Here is a 17307-nt window from a genome sequence, read left to right as displayed (position 1 = left end):
CCGTATTTTTTTGATAGGAGTTGCTGACATGACGGAAGAAAGAAAAGAAACGTTGGAAGAAGAAAAACAGCATCAGGGAACTGATGAAGAACCGCTCTCGAGAATGTCCAGAAAAGCGGGACGTTATCAAAAGCAAAAGAAGAAAGAAAAGGAACGGCGCCCGGCTCCGGCTTTTACGGAAAAACTCGCTTCTGTATGGGCCGCGGTCAAACGTTATTGCCGTTTCGCGTTGCGCATTTTGACATCACCGGTGAAGGTCGTTGGAGAAGACGGCTTTTCCCGCTTTAAATATGCTCTTATTTCAATGCTTGTATTCAGTATTTTTTTCTCAATCGGAAATTGGTTTCAGCTGAGGGCGAGCCAGCAGAGACCGCTCGGATACGGGGAACGGCATCACACGTTTTTTGACGGCTTTACCGTCGTTCTCGTGTATTCGCTCGTCTTTTTTGCCGCTGCGGCCGGCGCGGTCTGGCTTGTATCACGCTATCTGCTGAAACAGAAAATGACGATGCGGGATGCGGCCGCGGGAGTCGGCTCACTTCTTGTTCCGGCTGTCGTCTGCTCTATCGTGTGGATGATTTTCGCGATATTGAATCTGCCGGTTATCACCGTGGTGTTTACGGCGCTGACCTTATTTCTCGCTGCATCGGCGATGGTGCAGTTTGTGCAGATTCTGTACAAATCGGCTGAGAATCCTGCCGTCGACGTGATGTACTGTATTTCTGCGGCGGTCATCATCATGCTCGTCTTTACGGCTGTGACATGGCCGCTTATTTCAGAGTACTTTACTGCCTCGCTGATCCCTTTGTAAGTCGAAATTTGTCTTTCACAATGTTTACAAATATTTCTAATATAGCGTGTTGTTTTGAAAAGCCGTCCGATATATGATGGGAGCAACAGAAATTGGAAAGCGGCATTAATCTTTATGATTCGGAAAGGATGATGAGGATGGCCCCGTTGTTGCGAGAAGCCATTAATCGGAAAAAACAGCATCTGAGGACAAAGCTGATCCGCTCAGGGTTATACCAAAACCATGTTCAGGAACTGTCCGGATACACGCTGAGCGAGCTTGAAAAGGAATATGAAGCGGTCAAACGATTGAAGAAAGCTGAGCTTCACTGAAAAGAGTTTGAAAGTCTGCCTTGGGGCGGGCTTTTTTTTCTTTTGAAAATGATCAAAAGAGGGTAAACTATCCTTAATTGAAAGATTGGCTTTTCAAATTATCAGAGGAGGGGGAATCAATGATGCAGACGATTTTATCCAACAGTATAGGTATGGTTCTCATTATTCTCATCATTAATATTATATATGTCTCTTTTTTTACGATCAGGATGATCCTTACATTAAAGGGGCAGCGCTATTTCGCAGCAGGCATCAGTACGGTTGAAATCCTTGTGTATGTGACCGGCTTGAGTCTCGTGCTCGGCAATCTGAACCAGATTCAAAACGTCATTGCCTACGCGCTCGGCTACGGCCTCGGTGTCATAGTGGGAATGAAAATTGAAGAAAAACTGGCGCTCGGCTACATAACAGTCAACGTCATTACGAAAGAGCTTGATCTGGACCTGCCGAAACAGCTTCGGGAAAAAGGATACGGAGTCACAAGCTGGGTCGCGGGCGGCCTTGAAGGGGACCGGACCGCCATGCAGATTCTGACGCCGCGCAAATATGAGCTTCAGCTGTATGATACGATTAAAACGCTCGATGAAAAAGCGTTTATCATCGCTTTTGAGCCGAAAGCGATCCATGGCGGATTCTGGGTGAAAGCAGTGAAGAAGAGGAGAATTAAGGAATGACAAAGCCAAAGAAGAAACGGTTTGAAGTAACGGAACATGAAACGATTGACACCATTCTCACTTTAATGAAGGAAGAGGGCTATATGCCCGTCCGGCGGATGGAAGAGCCGATCTTTACAGAAAAGAAAGAAAATGGATCAATTCAAGTTGTTCCTTGCGGGAAAAAAATCGTATTTGAAGGGAAATTGATCTAAACACGAACATTAAAAGAAAGAATTTTTATATCGTTCGATAATGTCGTTGACATTATCCAAGTCCGTTGTTAAGATAAACATGAAATCAAAACACGACCTCATATAATCTTGGGAATATGGCCCATAAGTTTCTACCCGGCTGCCGTAAACGGCCGGACTATGCAGGAAAGTGATAAACAGCTGACATGGATATCGCAGAAGCGAACGACTGACGATACGCGCGCCATGCCCGGTTTGTATTGCTTCCTCATAGTTGCAATATAAGCCGGGCTTTTTTTTCTGAAAAACAAAGCATGAGAAGGTGGGAACAGAATGCAGCCGCTAGCAGGAATCATCATGGGAAGCACCTCCGATTGGGAGACAATGAAACATGCATGCGACATACTTGACGAACTTCACATTCCTTATGAAAAACAGGTAGTATCCGCGCATCGGACGCCTGATTTGATGTTTGAATATGCAGAAAGCGCAAGGGACAGAGGCTTAAAAGTCATTATTGCCGGAGCCGGGGGAGCGGCGCATCTGCCGGGAATGACAGCGGCCAAAACGACGCTGCCGGTGATCGGCGTACCGGTTCAGACGAAATCACTTAACGGGCTTGATTCTCTTTTGTCTATCGTACAGATGCCCGGCGGCGTGCCGGTCGCGACGACGGCGATCGGGAAAGCGGGCGCAGTGAACGCGGGTCTGTTAGCCGCGCAAATTTTGTCGGCATTTGACGGTGATATTGCGGATAAACTAGAGGCGAGAAGAAATGCGACAAAACAAACGGTGCTGGAAAGCAGTGATCAGCTTGTCTGATAAAAAAACGATTTTTCCCGGCGCCGTCATCGGCATTATCGGAGGCGGACAGCTCGGAAAAATGATGGCTGTCGCCGCAAAACAGATGGGTTATAAAGTCGCAGTCGTCGATCCCGTTAAAGACTCGCCATGCGGACAGATCGCCGATATTGAGATTACCGCCCAGTATAATGACCGTGAAGCGATTCAAAAATTGGCCGGAGTCAGCGACATCATTACGTACGAATTTGAAAACATCGATTACGATGCGCTCAACTGGCTCAAAGAACATGCATACCTTCCCCAAGGAAGCGAGCTGCTGCTTATCACCCAAAACAGGGAAACGGAAAAAAAGGCGATCCAGTCAGCCGGATGTCAGGTCGCTCCTTATCGGATCGTAAACAGCAGACGGGAGCTTGAGGAAGCCGTTCAGTCATTGGGGCTTCCGGCAGTGCTGAAAACATGCCGCGGCGGATATGACGGCAAAGGCCAATTTGTCATTAAGGAAGAAGGACAGACAGATGAAGCGGCCGCGCTGCTAGAAAACGGCACGTGCATACTGGAAAGCTGGGTGTCATTCCGGATGGAGCTTTCCGTTATCGTGACAAGATCGGTGCACGGAGAGATTTCAACCTTTCCGGCTGCTGAAAATATCCACAAAAATAATATTCTGTTCCAAAGCATCGTGCCCGCGAGAGCGGAGGAAACGGTTCAGAAGCGGGCAGAGGCGCTTGCCGTTCAGCTCGCGGAGAAATTGGAGCTTGTCGGGCCGCTTGCGGTGGAAATGTTCGTCACAGAAGACGGAGACCTTTTGATCAATGAACTGGCGCCGCGTCCTCACAATTCGGGGCATTATACGCTCGACCTTTGCGAAACGAGCCAGTTCGAACAGCACATCAGAGCGGTCTGCGGACTTCCTCTCGGCCGAACCGATCTGCTCAAACCGGGAATGATGGTGAATCTTCTCGGTGATGAAGTGAAGCTGGCGGAGGAGCATACGGAGCTTTTAAAAGAAGCCAAACTGTATCTCTACGGAAAACATGAGATTAAAAAAGGCCGCAAAATGGGGCATATAACGTTTTTGCGGGAGCCTGATGAAAAATGGATTCAGGACATCACGAACATATGGATGAAAAGAGACGGAGGACGAGCATAATGATCGAACGTTATTCAAGACCTGAAATGTCCGCGATCTGGACGGACGAAAACAGATACCAAGCATGGCTGGAAGTCGAGATTTTAGCCTGTGAAGCCTGGGCTGAGCTTGGCGTCATTCCGAAAGAAGATGTTAAAGTCATGCGCGAAAACGCGTCTTTCGACATCAACCGCATTTTGGAAATCGAGCAGGATACGCGCCATGACGTCGTGGCATTCACCCGCGCGGTTTCAGAATCATTAGGCAAAGAAAGAAAATGGGTCCACTACGGCCTGACGTCAACAGATGTCGTGGATACCGCTCTTTCCTATCTATTAAAACAGGCGAATGAGATTTTGCTCAAGGACATTGAGAGATTTGTTGACATTATAAAAGAAAAAGCGAAAGAACATAAATACACGGTCATGATGGGCCGCACGCACGGCGTACACGCGGAACCGACGACATTCGGCCTGAAGCTCGCACTTTGGCACGAAGAAATGAAACGCAACCTTGAACGTTTCAAGCAGGCAAAAGAAGGGATCGAAGTCGGGAAGCTTTCCGGCGCGGTCGGCACGTATGCAAATATTGATCCGTTCGTAGAGCAGTATGTCTGTGAAAAACTCGGCCTGAAAGCGGCGCCGATCTCCACTCAGACATTGCAGCGGGACCGTCATGCGGATTATATGGCGGCACTGGCTTTGATCGCGACGAGTATTGAAAAATTCGCAGTGGAAATCCGCGGTCTGCAAAAGAGTGAAACACGTGAAGTGGAAGAATTTTTTGCAAAAGGACAAAAAGGTTCATCGGCTATGCCTCATAAACGGAATCCGATCGGGTCGGAAAATATGACGGGCATGGCGCGCGTGATCCGCGGGTACATGCTGACGGCATACGAAAATGTTCCGTTATGGCATGAACGTGATATTTCTCATTCATCAGCTGAACGCATCATTCTTCCTGACGCGACAATCGCGCTGAATTACATGCTGAACCGTTTCAGCCATATCGTCAAAAACTTAACGGTATTCCCGGAAAATATGAAACGCAACATGGACCGCACACTCGGTTTAATCTATTCTCAGCGCGTGCTGCTCGCTTTAATCGACACGGGTCTGCCTCGTGAAGAAGCATATGACACGGTTCAGCCGAAAGCGATGGAAGCGTGGGAAAAACAAGTGCCGTTCCGCCAGCTTGTCGAAGCGGAAGAAAAAATCACGTCCCGTCTTACACCGGAACAGATTGCCGATTGCTTTGACTACAATTATCATTTGAAAAACGTCGACTTGATCTTTGAGCGTTTAGGTTTATAGAAGAAGCCAGCCAGGGGCGGCTTCTTCAGCCGCCATAGATTGAATATTCCCAACATTCGGTTAGGAGGCCTTCCGTGAATATTATGAACAATAATCTTCTTTATGAAGGAAAAGCGAAACGAATTTATCAAACAGAAGACGAACAGATTCTCCGCGTGGTCTACAAGGATTCCGCAACAGCCTTTAACGGTGAGAAAAAAGCGGAGATCAGCGGAAAGGGCCGTCTGAACAATGAAATTTCAAGCCTGATTTTCAAACATCTGCATGCTAAAGGAATTGACAATCACTTTGTAGAGCGCCTTTCAGAATCAGAGCAGCTTATCAAAAAGGTAAGCATTATTCCGATTGAAGTCGTGGTCAGAAACTTTGCCGCCGGAAGCATGTCGAAACGCCTCGGCATCCCGGAAGGAACTGAGCTTCCGCAGCCGATTATCGAATTTTACTATAAAGACGACGCACTCGGTGATCCGCTCATTACCGAAGATCATATCTGGCTCTTGAAAGCGGCGGTTCCTGAGCAGGTCAAAACGATCAAATCAATTACAAAACAAGTGAATCCAGAACTTCAGCATATTTTTGAAGACTGCGGTGTCAGATTAATAGATTTTAAGCTGGAATTCGGCTTAGACGCAGAGGGACGGGTGCTTTTAGCAGATGAAATTTCTCCTGACACGTGCCGTCTGTGGGATAAAGACACGAACGAAAAGCTTGATAAAGATTTGTTCAGACAGAACCTGGGAAGCTTAACCGACGGATATGAAGAGATTTTCAAAAGACTGGGAGGCATTTCATCATGTATAAAGTGAAAGTTTATGTCAGCTTAAAAGAAAGTGTGCTCGATCCTCAAGGAAGCGCGGTGCAGCATGCATTGCACAGCATGACCTACAATGAAGTGCAGGACGTGCGAATCGGAAAATACATGGAGCTGACGATCGAAAAATCTGACCGTGATCTTGACACGCTCGTGAAAGAAATGTGTGAGAAGCTCCTAGCCAATACAGTCATTGAAGACTACCGATATGAAGTTGAGGAGGTTGTCGCACAGTGAAATTTGCGGTGATTGTGTTACCCGGCTCCAACTGTGATATTGATATGTTCCACGCCGTGAAGGACGAACTCGGCGAAGAAGTCGAGTATGTCTGGCACGAGGAAACAAGCCTTGACGGATTTGACGGCGTGCTCATCCCCGGCGGCTTCTCTTACGGCGATTACCTAAGATGCGGCGCCATCGCCAGATTCGCAAACATCATGCCGGCGGTGAAAAAAGCGGCTGCTGAAGGCAAACCGGTTCTCGGCGTCTGCAACGGATTCCAGATTCTGCAGGAGCTCGGACTTCTGCCCGGCGCCATGAGACGCAACAAAGATTTAAAATTCATCTGCCGCCCGGTTGAATTAATCGTGCAGAACGGCGAAACAATGTTCACATCTTCTTATAAAGAGGGACAATCGATTACGATTCCGGTTGCCCACGGCGAAGGCAATTTCTACTGTGATGACGAAACGCTTGAAAGATTAAAAGAAAACAATCAAATCGCCTTCACATACGGAAGCGATATTAACGGAAGCGTAAGCGGCATTGCCGGCGTCGTGAATGAGAAAGGCAACGTATTAGGCATGATGCCTCACCCGGAGCGTGCGGTCGATGAACTGCTCGGCAGCGCAGACGGTCTTGCATTGTTCCAGTCTATTGTGAAAAATTGGAGGGAAACTCATGTCGCTACTGCTTGAACCAAGTAAAGAACAAATAAAAGAAGAGAAACTCTATCAGCAAATGGGTGTCAGTGATGACGAGTTTGCACTGATTGAATCGATTATCGGAAGATTGCCGAACTATACGGAAATCGGGATTTTTTCCGTGATGTGGTCAGAGCACTGCAGCTATAAAAACTCAAAACCGGTTTTACGCAAATTCCCGACTAGCGGCGAACGCGTGCTGCAGGGTCCCGGAGAAGGCGCGGGAATCGTTGACATCGGTGACAATCAGGCGGTCGTGTTCAAAATTGAATCGCATAACCACCCGTCAGCACTTGAGCCATACCAAGGTGCTGCGACGGGAGTGGGCGGCATCATCCGTGACGTTTTTTCAATGGGCGCCCGTCCGATAGCTGTATTAAACTCTCTTCGATTTGGTGAACTCACTTCACCTCGAGTGAAGTACTTGTTTGAAGAAGTAGTGGCGGGAATCGCGGGATACGGAAACTGTATCGGCATTCCGACCGTCGGCGGAGAAGTGCAGTTTGACGCAAGCTATGAGGGCAACCCGCTTGTCAATGCAATGTGCGTCGGCTTAATCGATCATAAGGATATTAAAAAAGGCCAGGCGAAAGGTGTCGGCAACACGGTCATGTACGTCGGCGCTAAGACGGGGCGCGACGGCATCCACGGCGCTACTTTCGCATCAGAAGAAATGTCTGATTCGTCTGAGGAAAAACGATCCGCGGTGCAGGTCGGCGATCCTTTCATGGAAAAACTTCTCTTGGAAGCCTGCCTTGAAGTCATTCAGTGCGACGCGTTAGTCGGCATTCAGGATATGGGGGCGGCCGGTCTGACCAGTTCAAGTGCGGAAATGGCAAGCAAAGCCGGCTCCGGCATTGAAATGAACCTTGACCTCATTCCGCAGCGGGAAACAGGTATGACCGCTTACGAAATGATGCTTTCCGAGTCTCAGGAACGCATGCTTCTCGTCATTGAACGCGGACGTGAACAGGAAATTGTCGATATTTTTAATAAATATGAGCTAGAAGCGGTTTCCGTGGGCCATGTTACGGATGATAAAATGCTCCGCCTCCGCCATAACGGAGAGGTTGTTTGCGAACTTCCGGTCGACGCGCTGGCGGAAGAAGCGCCTGTGTACCACAAGCCGTCAGCGGAACCCGCGTACTACCGCGAGTTTCAGGAAACGGAAGTTCCCGCGCCTGAAGTGAAAGATGCGACAGAGACGCTTTTTGCCCTGCTGCAGCAGCCGACAATCGCCAGCAAAGAGTGGGTGTACGATCAATATGACTACATGGTGCGTACAAACACGGTTGTCGCTCCGGGATCTGATGCGGGAGTGCTCAGAATCCGCGGCACAAAAAAAGCGCTGGCGATGACGACGGATTGCAACGCCCGCTATTTATATCTTGATCCGGAAGAAGGCGGAAAAATCGCCGTTGCCGAAGCGGCGCGCAACATCATTTGCTCAGGTGCAGAACCGCTTGCGGTCACAGACAACCTTAACTTCGGAAATCCGGAGAAACCGGAAATCTTCTGGCAAATCGAAAAAGCAGCCGACGGCATCAGCGAGGCGTGCAATGTGCTCAGCACTCCGGTTATCGGCGGTAACGTATCACTTTATAATGAATCGAACGGAACGGCTATCTATCCGACGCCTGTTATCGGCATGGTCGGCTTAATTGAAGATACGGCTCATATTACGACACAGCATGTCAAAGCGGCCGGAGACTTGATTTACGTCATCGGTGAAACGAAGCCTGAGTATGCAGGCAGTGAACTTCAGAAAATGACTGAAGGAAAAATCTATGGCCGAGCGCCTGAAATTGATCTGGACGTTGAAAAAGCCCGCCAAACATCACTTCTTAACGCCATTAAACAAGGTCTGATCCAATCCGCGCATGACGTGTCAGAAGGCGGCTTGGGCGTGGCGATTGCGGAAATCGTCATGACGACGGAACACTTTGGCGCGAACGTGACTGTAGAAGGGGAAGCGGCGTTATTATTCTCTGAGTCTCAATCCCGCTTTGTCATTTCCGTGAAGAAAGAAAACAAGGCGGCGTTTGAAGCGGCTGCGGCAGATGCCGTTCACATCGGTGAAGTGACAGGAGACGGACAGCTGACGATCCGAAGCCAAGAAGGACAACAATTGGTTCACGCGCAAACGAAAGAACTTGAGCGCGCGTGGAAAGGAGCTATTCCATGCTTGCTGAAATCAAAGGCCTGAATGAAGAATGCGGTGTGTTTGGCATCTGGGGTCATGAAGAGGCTCCGCAGATTACGTATTACGGCCTGCACAGTCTGCAGCACAGAGGACAGGAAGGCGCCGGCATCGTGGCGACCGACGGCGAAAAACTGACGGCGCATAAAGGGCAGGGGCTTATTACCGAGGTTTTTCAAAACGGCGAACTGAGCAAAGTGAAGGGAAAAGGCGCGATCGGCCACGTCCGCTATGCGACGGCCGGCGGAGGCGGATATGAAAATGTCCAGCCGCTCCTGTTCCATTCGCAAAACAACGGCAGCCTCGCGCTTGCCCATAACGGCAACTTGGTCAACGCCACACAATTGAAGCAGCAGCTTGAAAACCAAGGGAGCATCTTTCAGACTTCCTCCGATACGGAAGTGCTCGCTCATCTGATTAAACGCAGCGGCCACTTTTCGCTGAAGGATCAGATCAAAAATTCGCTGTCCATGCTGAAAGGCGCTTACGCCTTTTTAATCATGACAGAAACAGAGATGATTGTAGCGCTTGATCCGAACGGACTCAGACCGCTCTCGCTCGGCATGCTCGGCGACGCTTACGTCGTGGCATCAGAAACATGCGCATTCGATGTGGTCGGCGCGGCATACCTTCGCGAGGTAGAGCCGGGCGAAATGCTGATCATCAATGATGAAGGCATGAAATCAGAGCGTTTCTCCATGAATATCAATCGTTCCATCTGCAGCATGGAGTACATTTATTTCTCAAGACCTGACAGCAATATCGACGGCATTAACGTGCACAGCGCCCGGAAGAATCTCGGGAAAATGCTTGCCCAGGAGTCCGCAGTTGAAGCGGATGTCGTCACAGGCGTGCCTGATTCCAGTATTTCTGCCGCCATCGGCTATGCCGAGGCAACGGGCATTCCGTACGAACTCGGTCTCATTAAAAACCGTTATGTCGGCAGAACGTTTATCCAGCCGTCACAGGCTCTCCGTGAGCAAGGCGTGAGAATGAAGCTGTCGGCCGTACGCGGTGTTGTTGAAGGAAAACGGGTCGTCATGGTTGATGATTCCATCGTGCGCGGAACGACAAGCCGCCGGATTGTTACAATGCTCAGAGAAGCGGGAGCAACAGAGGTGCACGTCAAGATCAGTTCACCGCCGATCGCCCATCCGTGCTTCTACGGCATTGACACATCAACCCATGAGGAGCTGATCGCTTCCGCCCATTCCGTGGAAGAAATCCGCCAGATCATCGGTGCCGACACGCTGTCTTTCTTAAGTGTAGACGGATTGTTAAAAGGAGTCGGCCGAAAATTTGAAGACACCAATTGCGGACAATGCCTCGCTTGTTTTACGGGCAAATATCCGACGGAAATTTATCAGGATACAGTGCTTCCTCACGTAAAAGAAGCGGTGCTGACAAAATAAAGTTTGAAAATGATATAAAGGCAGCGCGAGTTCAGGCTGCCTTTCTCTTTCTGCCTTTAAGGAGAAACGAATTAACAAGGAGTGATAGGGATGTCTGATGCTTATAAAAATGCCGGAGTCGACATCGAAGCCGGATATGAAGCCGTCAAACGAATGAAAAAACACGTGGAGCGCACGAAAAGGCTCGGCGTTATGGGAAGCCTGGGCGGTTTTGGCGGAATGTTTGATCTGTCAGAGCTCCCGTATCAAAAGCCTGTTTTAATTTCAGGAACAGACGGTGTCGGCACCAAGCTGAAACTCGCATTTTCAATGGATAAGCATGACACGATCGGCGTCGATGCGGTCGCGATGTGTGTAAACGATGTGCTCGCCCAGGGAGCGGAGCCGCTGTTTTTCCTTGATTATTTGGCAGTCGGCAAGGCCGATCCGGTGAAAATTGAGCAGATCGTTCAAGGTGTGGCAGACGGATGTGAGCAGTCAGGATCAGCGCTTATCGGCGGTGAGACGGCGGAAATGCCGGGGCTGTATACAGCTGATGAATACGATATTGCCGGATTTTCAGTCGGTGTTGCGGAAAAAGACGAAATCGTCACCGGTGAACATATCGAAGAAGGGCATCTCTTAATCGGACTAACTTCAAGCGGCCTTCACAGCAACGGTTTTTCCCTTGTGAGAAAAGTGCTTCTTGATGATGGCGGACTTGATTTGGATACTGTCTATGAACCGTTTGCGCGGCCTCTCGGAGAAGAATTGCTGGAACCGACGAGAATATATGTAAAACCGGTGCTTGAAGCGGTGAAAAGCGGTAAGGTGGACGGCATGGCGCATGTGACAGGCGGAGGATTCATCGAGAACATCCCGCGGATGCTGCCGGCCGGATTGAGCGCGGAAATTGATCACGGATCATGGCCGATCCCGCCGATTTTTCCGTTTTTACAGGAGAACGGCAAGCTGAAAGAAGAAGAAATGTTCAATGTCTTTAACATGGGCATCGGTTTTGTCCTTGCCGTTAAAGAAGAGGACCTTACAGACGTTATCGAAACGCTTGAAGCTCAAGGCGAAAAGGCTTATTTGATCGGACGGGTCAAACGCGGCGAAGGCATTTCTTTCGGCGGTGCGGCTCTTTCATGAAGAAATTTGCGGTATTTGCTTCAGGAAATGGATCGAACTTTGAGGCCATTGCCAAACGTATGAGAGAAGAGAAGTGGGACGCGGAGCTCTCCCTTCTCGTGACGGATAAGCCCCAGGCAAAGGCTGCGGAAAGGGCGGAGGCTTTACATATCCCGTCATTCGCCTTTGAGCCGTCAGCTTTTGCAAACAAGGCCGCCTTTGAACGGGCCATTATTGAACAGCTTCGTCTGCACGGAGCGGAACTAATCGTTCTCGCCGGCTATATGAGACTGATCGGAAATACGCTCCTTGAAGCTTACGGAGGCCGCATTGTTAATATACATCCCTCGCTTCTTCCGGCATTTCCGGGAATTGACGCTGTCGGACAGGCGTATCGGGCCGGTGTGAAAGTGGCCGGCATTACCGTTCATTACGTCGACGAAGGCATGGACACCGGACCGATTATCACGCAAAAAGCATTCGAGATACAGGAAAACGATACGCTTGAAGATATAGAACATACGATACACGAGCTTGAGCACAAATGGTATCCGAGCGTTGTGAAACAGCTGCTGGGACTAAATAACAGAGGTGAAAAGGCATGACAATCAAACGCGCACTAATCAGTGTTTCTGATAAAACAAATCTCGTACCTTTCGTAAAGGAACTGACAGAGCTCGGCGTCGAAGTCATTTCGACCGGAGGAACAAAAAAACTTCTCCAGGAAAACGGTGTGGATGTCATCGGCATTTCGGAAGTGACCGGATTTCCTGAAATCATGGACGGACGGTTAAAAACGCTCCATCCTAATATTCACGGCGGACTGCTTGCCGTAAGAGACAATGAAGAGCATATGGCGCAGATCAATGAGCACGGCATTGCCCCCATTGATCTTGTGGTCGTCAACCTTTATCCGTTTAAAGAAACGATTTCAAAAGAAGACGTAACATATGATGAAGCGATAGAAAACATTGATATCGGAGGCCCCGGCATGCTGCGCGCCGCATCGAAAAACCATCAGGATGTGACGGTCATCACAGATCCGGCCGATTACAGCTCAGTGCTCAATGAGCTCAAAGAAAACGGCGGCGTTTCGCTTAAAAGAAAACGCGAGCTTGCGGCCAAAGTATTCCGCCACACCGCGGCATACGACGCATTAATCGCTGATTACTTAACACGCGAGGCCGGTGAGAAAGACCCAGAGCAATTCACCGTTACATTTGAAAAAAAACAATCGCTCCGCTACGGCGAAAACCCTCACCAAGAGGCTGTTTTCTATCAAAGCGCACTGCCTGTCTCCGGTTCCATTGCGGCGGCAAAACAGCTTCACGGCAAAGAGCTTTCTTACAATAATATTAAGGACGCGGATGCGGCCGTTCAAATCGTCCGGGAGTTTGCAGAACCCGCAGCTGTTGCCGTTAAACATATGAACCCGTGCGGAGTCGGTACGGGAGCTTCAATTGAGGAAGCATTCAATAAAGCGTATGAAGCTGATAAAACGTCCATTTTCGGCGGCATCATCGCGCTGAACCGTGAAGTTGATCAGGCGACGGCTGAAGCTCTTCACGGCATCTTTTTAGAAATCATTATCGCCCCTTCTTTCAGTGAAGAAGCGCTGAACGTGCTGACGGCGAAGAAAAATCTTCGTCTGCTCACGCTTGATGTGACCGCATCAGGAAAGAAAGAAAAACAGCTGACTTCCGTACAGGGAGGCCTTTTGATTCAAGATTTAGACGTGCACGGATTTGATGACGCCGACATCAGCATTCCGACAAAAAGAGAGCCGAACGAGCAGGAGTGGGAAGATCTGAAGCTTGCCTGGAAAGTCGTTAAACACGTGAAATCCAACGCAATCGTTCTTGCAAAAGACCATATGACGGTCGGTGTGGGCGCAGGACAGATGAATCGCGTCGGTTCAGCCAAAATCGCCATTGAGCAGGCCGGAGAAAAAGCAAAAGGCAGCGCGCTCGGTTCAGACGCGTTTTTCCCGATGCCGGATACAGTCGAAGAAGCCGCAAAAGCGGGCGTCACGGCAATTATCCAGCCCGGCGGATCGGTCCGCGACGAAGATTCAATTAAAAAAGCGGATGAATACGGCATCGCCATGGTATTCACCGGCATCAGACATTTCAAACATTAAGGGGAGGAACGAAGCGTGAATGTATTGATTATCGGTAAAGGCGGCAGAGAGCACACACTGGCTTGGAAAGCAGCGCAAAGCCCGCTTGTTGACACGGTGTACGCCGCGCCCGGAAATGACGGTATGGCGGATTGCGCGACGCTGGTCAGCATCGAAGAAAGCGATCATGCCGCACTCATCGCCTTTGCGAAAGAACATCATGTCGGCCTGACGATTATCGGCCCCGAAGTTCCTCTGATTGAAGGGATAGCGGATGAGTTTGAAAAAGCCGGACTGCTTGTTTTCGGACCGTCCGAAAAAGCGGCAATCATTGAGGGAAGCAAACAGTTTGCCAAGGATTTAATGAAAAAATACGGCATTCCGACGGCGGAGTATGAGACATTTACTTCATTTGAAGAGGCGAAAGCTTATGTGCGGCAAAAAGGCGCGCCGATTGTCATTAAAGCCGACGGGCTTGCGGCCGGAAAAGGTGTAACGGTCGCGATGACGGAAGAAGAAGCGATTGAATGCCTGCACGATTTTCTGGAGGATGAGAAATTCGGCGAGGCGAGCGCATCTGTTGTCATTGAAGAGTTCCTCGCCGGCGAAGAATTTTCCTTAATGGCGTTTGTGAAGGGGGAGACCGTCTATCCGATGGTGATCGCCCAAGACCATAAGCGCGCCTTCGACGGAGACAAAGGGCCGAACACGGGCGGAATGGGCGCCTATTCACCTGTGCCGCACATTTCCGATGATATCGTCAAAAGCGCCGTCGAAACGATTGTGAAGCCGGCGGCAAAAGCAATGGTGAAGGAGGGACGCTCCTTCACGGGCGTGCTGTACGCGGGGCTGATTCTGACGGAAAACGGATCAAAAGTCATTGAATTCAACGCGCGCTTCGGAGATCCGGAAACACAGGTCGTCGTGCCGAGAATGGAATCAGACCTTATTCAGGTGCTTTTGGATCTGCTGCATGAGAAAGATGTTGACCTAAGATGGAAGGATACGGCCGCCGTCAGCGTTGTGCTGGCTTCTGAAGGTTATCCTGAAAGCTATGCGAAAGGCACACCAATCGGCGGTTTGACGGCCGCTGAAGAGGGGATCGCCGTTTTTCATGCCGGAACGAAAAAAGCCGGCGGCCAATTTGTCACAAACGGCGGACGGGTCGCCAATGTCACGGCATTTGCTGAGACATTTGAAGCGGCGAGGGATAAAGTGTACAGCGCCGTTTCAGGGCTGACAAAACCCGGACTGTTTTACAGAAGCGACATCGGCGCCCGTGCGCTGAAAGCTTCGCAGCGATAAAGAAGAAAACCCGCGTCATATAAGACGCGGGTTTTCTTCTGAAAGGACGACTAAGGTTGTCGATTTACTGTGAGAGATGATTCTTCTCGGAATAACAAGCCGTTGGGGCTTGTTATTTTTCTTGCTGATGGCTGTCATCCTGATTCATTCCGGCCTGGAACATATATGTCACCGGACAGAAGCGGAGGATGCCGGACGCCGCTTTCATCGCGCCCATCATCATACAGAAGAGATGCATCTTGCACCAAGGTTTCCTCGTATATTTCGCTGACGCAGCAGACAAAATGGTGAGGCCGCAAGTGATGCGCATAACGGCGTTCAATAAACTGATATTCGGTTTCATCATTTCAGCTCCCTTAGAAAAAGTTTTTTCATTCATCTTCAATAATTTGTAACGTTTCAGCCGTGCGATAATTGTGCGGATGTGATACGATGGGTCTAATATAAGCGAAGGAGAGTATGTGAATGTCCGAACGTACCTTTAACTGGAAAAATAAAGACATCAGATCACAGGCGGATGTTGTAGACTCAAAGCTGCTTCCAACGCTGCTTTTACGGAACGCTCTCGTTTTAAATCCTTTTTTAAAACAATGGCTGAATAAGAATATCTGGATTTACGGAGACCGAATCGTATATGTTGGTGATGAGCTTCCTGATGCAGCAGAGCACATTCATACCATAAATTGTGAAGGAAAATACATTGTGCCAGGTTACATTGAACCGCATACACATCCTTTTCAAATATATAATCCCCAAACGCTCGCCGAATATGTGTCTCAATTCGGAACAACGACGTTTGTGAATGATAACTTGTTTTTTCTTTTGAACAGCGGTAAAAAGAAAGCGCTTACTATATTAGAGGAACTGAAAAAACAGCCGGTGCAATATTTCTGGTGGTCCAGATACGACCTGCAGACTGAAGTGCTGAATGAGGATCAGCTGCTTTCTTTTGATGTCCGCAAACAATGGATTGAGCACCCGGATGTCATTCAAGGCGGAGAATTGACCGGGTGGCCGCGCCTGATGGACGGCGATGACTTAATGCTTCATTGCATGCAGGCGACGAAAAAACTGCGCAAGCGGATCGAAGGGCATTTTCCCGGCGCTTCTGAGAAAACATTGACGAAGATGAAACTGTTCGGAGCTGATTCCGACCACGAGGCCATGAATGGTGACGAGGTGATGAGACGGCTTGAATTGGGCTACTATGTCTCACTCAGGCATTCATCCATCCGCCCTGATTTGAGAACGATATTGCAGGATCTCCATCAAAAAGGCTTCCGGCATTATGATCATTTCTTTTACACGACGGATGGGGCGGCGCCGCATTTTTATAAAGGCGGCATGACGAATGAATTGATCAAAATCGCATTGGAGGAAGGGGTTCCGGCGATTGACGCCTACAATATGGCGTCTTTTAATATCGCGAAGTATTATCAGATGGATGACTTTCTCGGTGTGGTCGGTCCGGGACGGCTTGCCTCATTGAACATTCTTGACGACCCGATGAATCCGGACCCGGTCACGGTGATCTCTAAAGGCATCCTGCTGAAAGAAGACGGCCAAAATATGAAGGCGTTTACAAAAACGGATTGGAAAAGAGGCGGTCTTGTCCCTCTTGAGCTTTCATATGATATGACGATGGATGATTTACAGTTTTCAATGCCGATGGGTGTGAAAATGCGCAATGCGGTCATTATGGAGCCGTATATGATTGCGATTGATAATTCTGTTGACCAGCTTTCTTTTGATCATGATGAAAGTTACCTCACACTTCTCGATAAGCATGGAAAATGGCGGGTTAATACAATGCTGAAAGGTTTTGCCGAGCGGGTGCAGGGCTTTGTCAGTTCTTACACGACAACCGGAGATATTATCGCAGCGGGAAAAAATAAGGAAGATATCCTGCTTGCTTTCTCACGGATGAAAGAAATCGGCGGCGGAATTGTGCTTGCCGAAAACGGGAAGATTCTTCATGAAATTCCCCTTGCCTTAAACGGTTCTGCATCTGCGGAGAGTTTTGAAGACGTGCTTGAAAAAGAGCATAAGCTGAGGACTTTGCTGGAGGAGCGGGGCTACCGATTCTGCGATCCGATCTATACGCTGCTCTTTTTGCAGAGCACACACCTGCCTTATATTCGCATTACGCCGAGAGGAATATTCGACGTGATGAAAAAAACTGTACTCTTTCCATCGATAATGCGTTAAA

General features: G+C 49.1%; 18 protein-coding genes and 1 riboswitch. Of the genes, 17 read left to right on the top strand and 1 reads right to left on the bottom strand.

Annotated features, from left to right (window positions below):
- Nucleotides 1–28: 28 nt before the first annotated feature.
- The 16 genes from ACQE26_RS00990 (at nt 29) to purD (ending at nt 15098) form a co-directional block, all read left to right on the top strand.
- Entirely contained in the window at nt 29–811 is a 783-nt protein-coding gene (locus ACQE26_RS00990; protein ID WP_500470413.1) for a DUF6574 domain-containing protein, read from the top strand.
- Between the two features lie 137 nt (nt 812–948).
- Nucleotides 949–1122, top strand: coding sequence for a Fur-regulated basic protein FbpA (locus ACQE26_RS00985; protein WP_076982558.1), 174 nt, complete (start codon nt 949–951; stop codon nt 1120–1122).
- A gap of 119 nt (nt 1123–1241) precedes the next feature.
- Nucleotides 1242–1796, top strand: a complete 555-nt coding sequence (locus ACQE26_RS00980; protein WP_016937019.1) for a DUF2179 domain-containing protein — start codon at nt 1242–1244, stop codon at nt 1794–1796.
- The gene (locus tag ACQE26_RS00975) at nt 1793–1990 is read left to right on the top strand and encodes an NETI motif-containing protein (RefSeq protein WP_003155772.1); all 198 of its coding nucleotides are present in this window, start codon (nt 1793–1795) and stop codon (nt 1988–1990) included. Before ACQE26_RS00980 ends, ACQE26_RS00975 begins: the two co-directional genes overlap by 4 nt.
- Before the next feature lie 78 nt (nt 1991–2068).
- Nucleotides 2069–2170, top strand: a riboswitch (purine riboswitch).
- A 132-nt stretch (nt 2171–2302) separates the two neighbouring features.
- Nucleotides 2303–2791: a 5-(carboxyamino)imidazole ribonucleotide mutase gene (gene purE, locus ACQE26_RS00970; protein ID WP_003155768.1), complete on the top strand. Its 489-nt coding sequence runs from the start codon at nt 2303–2305 to the stop codon at nt 2789–2791.
- Nucleotides 2745–3926, top strand: a complete 1182-nt coding sequence (gene purK / locus ACQE26_RS00965; RefSeq protein WP_500470412.1) for a 5-(carboxyamino)imidazole ribonucleotide synthase — start codon at nt 2745–2747, stop codon at nt 3924–3926. Before purE ends, purK begins: the two co-directional genes overlap by 47 nt.
- Nucleotides 3926–5218, top strand: coding sequence for an adenylosuccinate lyase (gene purB / locus ACQE26_RS00960; protein WP_500470411.1), 1293 nt, complete (start codon nt 3926–3928; stop codon nt 5216–5218). Before purK ends, purB begins: the two co-directional genes overlap by 1 nt.
- A gap of 74 nt (nt 5219–5292) precedes the next feature.
- Nucleotides 5293–6024, top strand: a complete 732-nt coding sequence (purC, locus tag ACQE26_RS00955; RefSeq protein WP_060963400.1) for a phosphoribosylaminoimidazolesuccinocarboxamide synthase — start codon at nt 5293–5295, stop codon at nt 6022–6024.
- Entirely contained in the window at nt 6012–6266 is a 255-nt protein-coding gene (purS, locus tag ACQE26_RS00950; protein WP_099744439.1) for a phosphoribosylformylglycinamidine synthase subunit PurS, read from the top strand. The genes purC and purS overlap by 13 nt, the downstream gene beginning before the upstream one ends.
- Complete coding sequence (purQ, locus tag ACQE26_RS00945) at nt 6263–6946, top strand: phosphoribosylformylglycinamidine synthase subunit PurQ (protein ID WP_016937015.1); 684 nt, start codon at nt 6263–6265, stop codon at nt 6944–6946. Before purS ends, purQ begins: the two co-directional genes overlap by 4 nt.
- Nucleotides 6930–9158: a phosphoribosylformylglycinamidine synthase subunit PurL gene (gene purL, locus ACQE26_RS00940; protein ID WP_500470410.1), complete on the top strand. Its 2229-nt coding sequence runs from the start codon at nt 6930–6932 to the stop codon at nt 9156–9158. Before purQ ends, purL begins: the two co-directional genes overlap by 17 nt.
- The gene (gene purF / locus ACQE26_RS00935; protein WP_060963397.1) at nt 9134–10564 is read left to right on the top strand and encodes an amidophosphoribosyltransferase; all 1431 of its coding nucleotides are present in this window, start codon (nt 9134–9136) and stop codon (nt 10562–10564) included. The genes purL and purF overlap by 25 nt, the downstream gene beginning before the upstream one ends.
- Nucleotides 10565–10654: 90 nt before the next feature.
- Nucleotides 10655–11695 (top strand): phosphoribosylformylglycinamidine cyclo-ligase, encoded by a 1041-nt coding sequence (gene purM, locus ACQE26_RS00930; RefSeq protein ID WP_500470409.1) that lies wholly within the window; start codon nt 10655–10657, stop codon nt 11693–11695.
- Nucleotides 11692–12279 (top strand): phosphoribosylglycinamide formyltransferase, encoded by a 588-nt coding sequence (purN, locus tag ACQE26_RS00925; protein WP_500470408.1) that lies wholly within the window; start codon nt 11692–11694, stop codon nt 12277–12279. The genes purM and purN overlap by 4 nt, the downstream gene beginning before the upstream one ends.
- A complete protein-coding gene (purH, locus tag ACQE26_RS00920) occupies nt 12276–13814 on the top strand; it encodes a bifunctional phosphoribosylaminoimidazolecarboxamide formyltransferase/IMP cyclohydrolase (RefSeq protein ID WP_500470407.1) in 1539 nt (512 codons plus the stop codon). Before purN ends, purH begins: the two co-directional genes overlap by 4 nt.
- Before the next feature lie 15 nt (nt 13815–13829).
- Complete coding sequence (purD, locus tag ACQE26_RS00915; RefSeq protein ID WP_500470406.1) at nt 13830–15098, top strand: phosphoribosylamine--glycine ligase; 1269 nt, start codon at nt 13830–13832, stop codon at nt 15096–15098.
- A 112-nt stretch (nt 15099–15210) separates the two neighbouring features.
- Here the strand turns inward: purD and ACQE26_RS00910 are convergent, their stop codons facing one another.
- On the bottom strand, nt 15211–15441 hold the full coding sequence (locus tag ACQE26_RS00910) for a YgaP family membrane protein (protein ID WP_003155749.1): 231 nt from the start codon (nt 15439–15441) through the stop codon (nt 15211–15213).
- A 122-nt stretch (nt 15442–15563) separates the two neighbouring features.
- Here ACQE26_RS00910 and ACQE26_RS00905 point away from each other — a divergent pair, with 122 nt between their 5' ends.
- Entirely contained in the window at nt 15564–17306 is a 1743-nt protein-coding gene (locus tag ACQE26_RS00905; protein WP_500470405.1) for an adenine deaminase, read from the top strand.
- Nucleotide 17307 lies beyond the last annotated feature (1 nt).

The organism is Bacillus sp. 5RYD7K (assembly GCF_059831465.1).
The sequence above is the reverse complement of the archived record's forward strand: the minus strand, read 5'-3'. Positions and strand labels throughout refer to the sequence as shown.

What these genes read in the sequence shown, in the direction of transcription:
- purH (WP_500470407.1), top strand. Translation starts at nt 12,276, where the DNA reads ATGACAATCAAACGCGCACTAATCAGTGTTTCTGATAAAACAAATCTC.
- purN (WP_500470408.1), top strand. Translation starts at nt 11,692, where the DNA reads ATGAAGAAATTTGCGGTATTTGCTTCAGGAAATGGATCGAACTTTGAG.
- ACQE26_RS00990 (WP_500470413.1), top strand. Translation starts at nt 29, where the DNA reads ATGACGGAAGAAAGAAAAGAAACGTTGGAAGAAGAAAAACAGCATCAG.
- ACQE26_RS00980 (WP_016937019.1), top strand. Translation starts at nt 1,242, where the DNA reads ATGATGCAGACGATTTTATCCAACAGTATAGGTATGGTTCTCATTATT.
- ACQE26_RS00910 (WP_003155749.1), bottom strand. Translation starts at nt 15,441, where the DNA reads ATGAAACCGAATATCAGTTTATTGAACGCCGTTATGCGCATCACTTGC.
- purM (WP_500470409.1), top strand. Translation starts at nt 10,655, where the DNA reads ATGTCTGATGCTTATAAAAATGCCGGAGTCGACATCGAAGCCGGATAT.
- purL (WP_500470410.1), top strand. Translation starts at nt 6,930, where the DNA reads ATGTCGCTACTGCTTGAACCAAGTAAAGAACAAATAAAAGAAGAGAAA.
- purS (WP_099744439.1), top strand. Translation starts at nt 6,012, where the DNA reads ATGTATAAAGTGAAAGTTTATGTCAGCTTAAAAGAAAGTGTGCTCGAT.
- purE (WP_003155768.1), top strand. Translation starts at nt 2,303, where the DNA reads ATGCAGCCGCTAGCAGGAATCATCATGGGAAGCACCTCCGATTGGGAG.
- purB (WP_500470411.1), top strand. Translation starts at nt 3,926, where the DNA reads ATGATCGAACGTTATTCAAGACCTGAAATGTCCGCGATCTGGACGGAC.
- purK (WP_500470412.1), top strand. Translation starts at nt 2,745, where the DNA reads ATGCGACAAAACAAACGGTGCTGGAAAGCAGTGATCAGCTTGTCTGAT.
- ACQE26_RS00905 (WP_500470405.1), top strand. Translation starts at nt 15,564, where the DNA reads ATGTCCGAACGTACCTTTAACTGGAAAAATAAAGACATCAGATCACAG.
- ACQE26_RS00975 (WP_003155772.1), top strand. Translation starts at nt 1,793, where the DNA reads ATGACAAAGCCAAAGAAGAAACGGTTTGAAGTAACGGAACATGAAACG.
- purF (WP_060963397.1), top strand. Translation starts at nt 9,134, where the DNA reads ATGCTTGCTGAAATCAAAGGCCTGAATGAAGAATGCGGTGTGTTTGGC.
- ACQE26_RS00985 (WP_076982558.1), top strand. Translation starts at nt 949, where the DNA reads ATGGCCCCGTTGTTGCGAGAAGCCATTAATCGGAAAAAACAGCATCTG.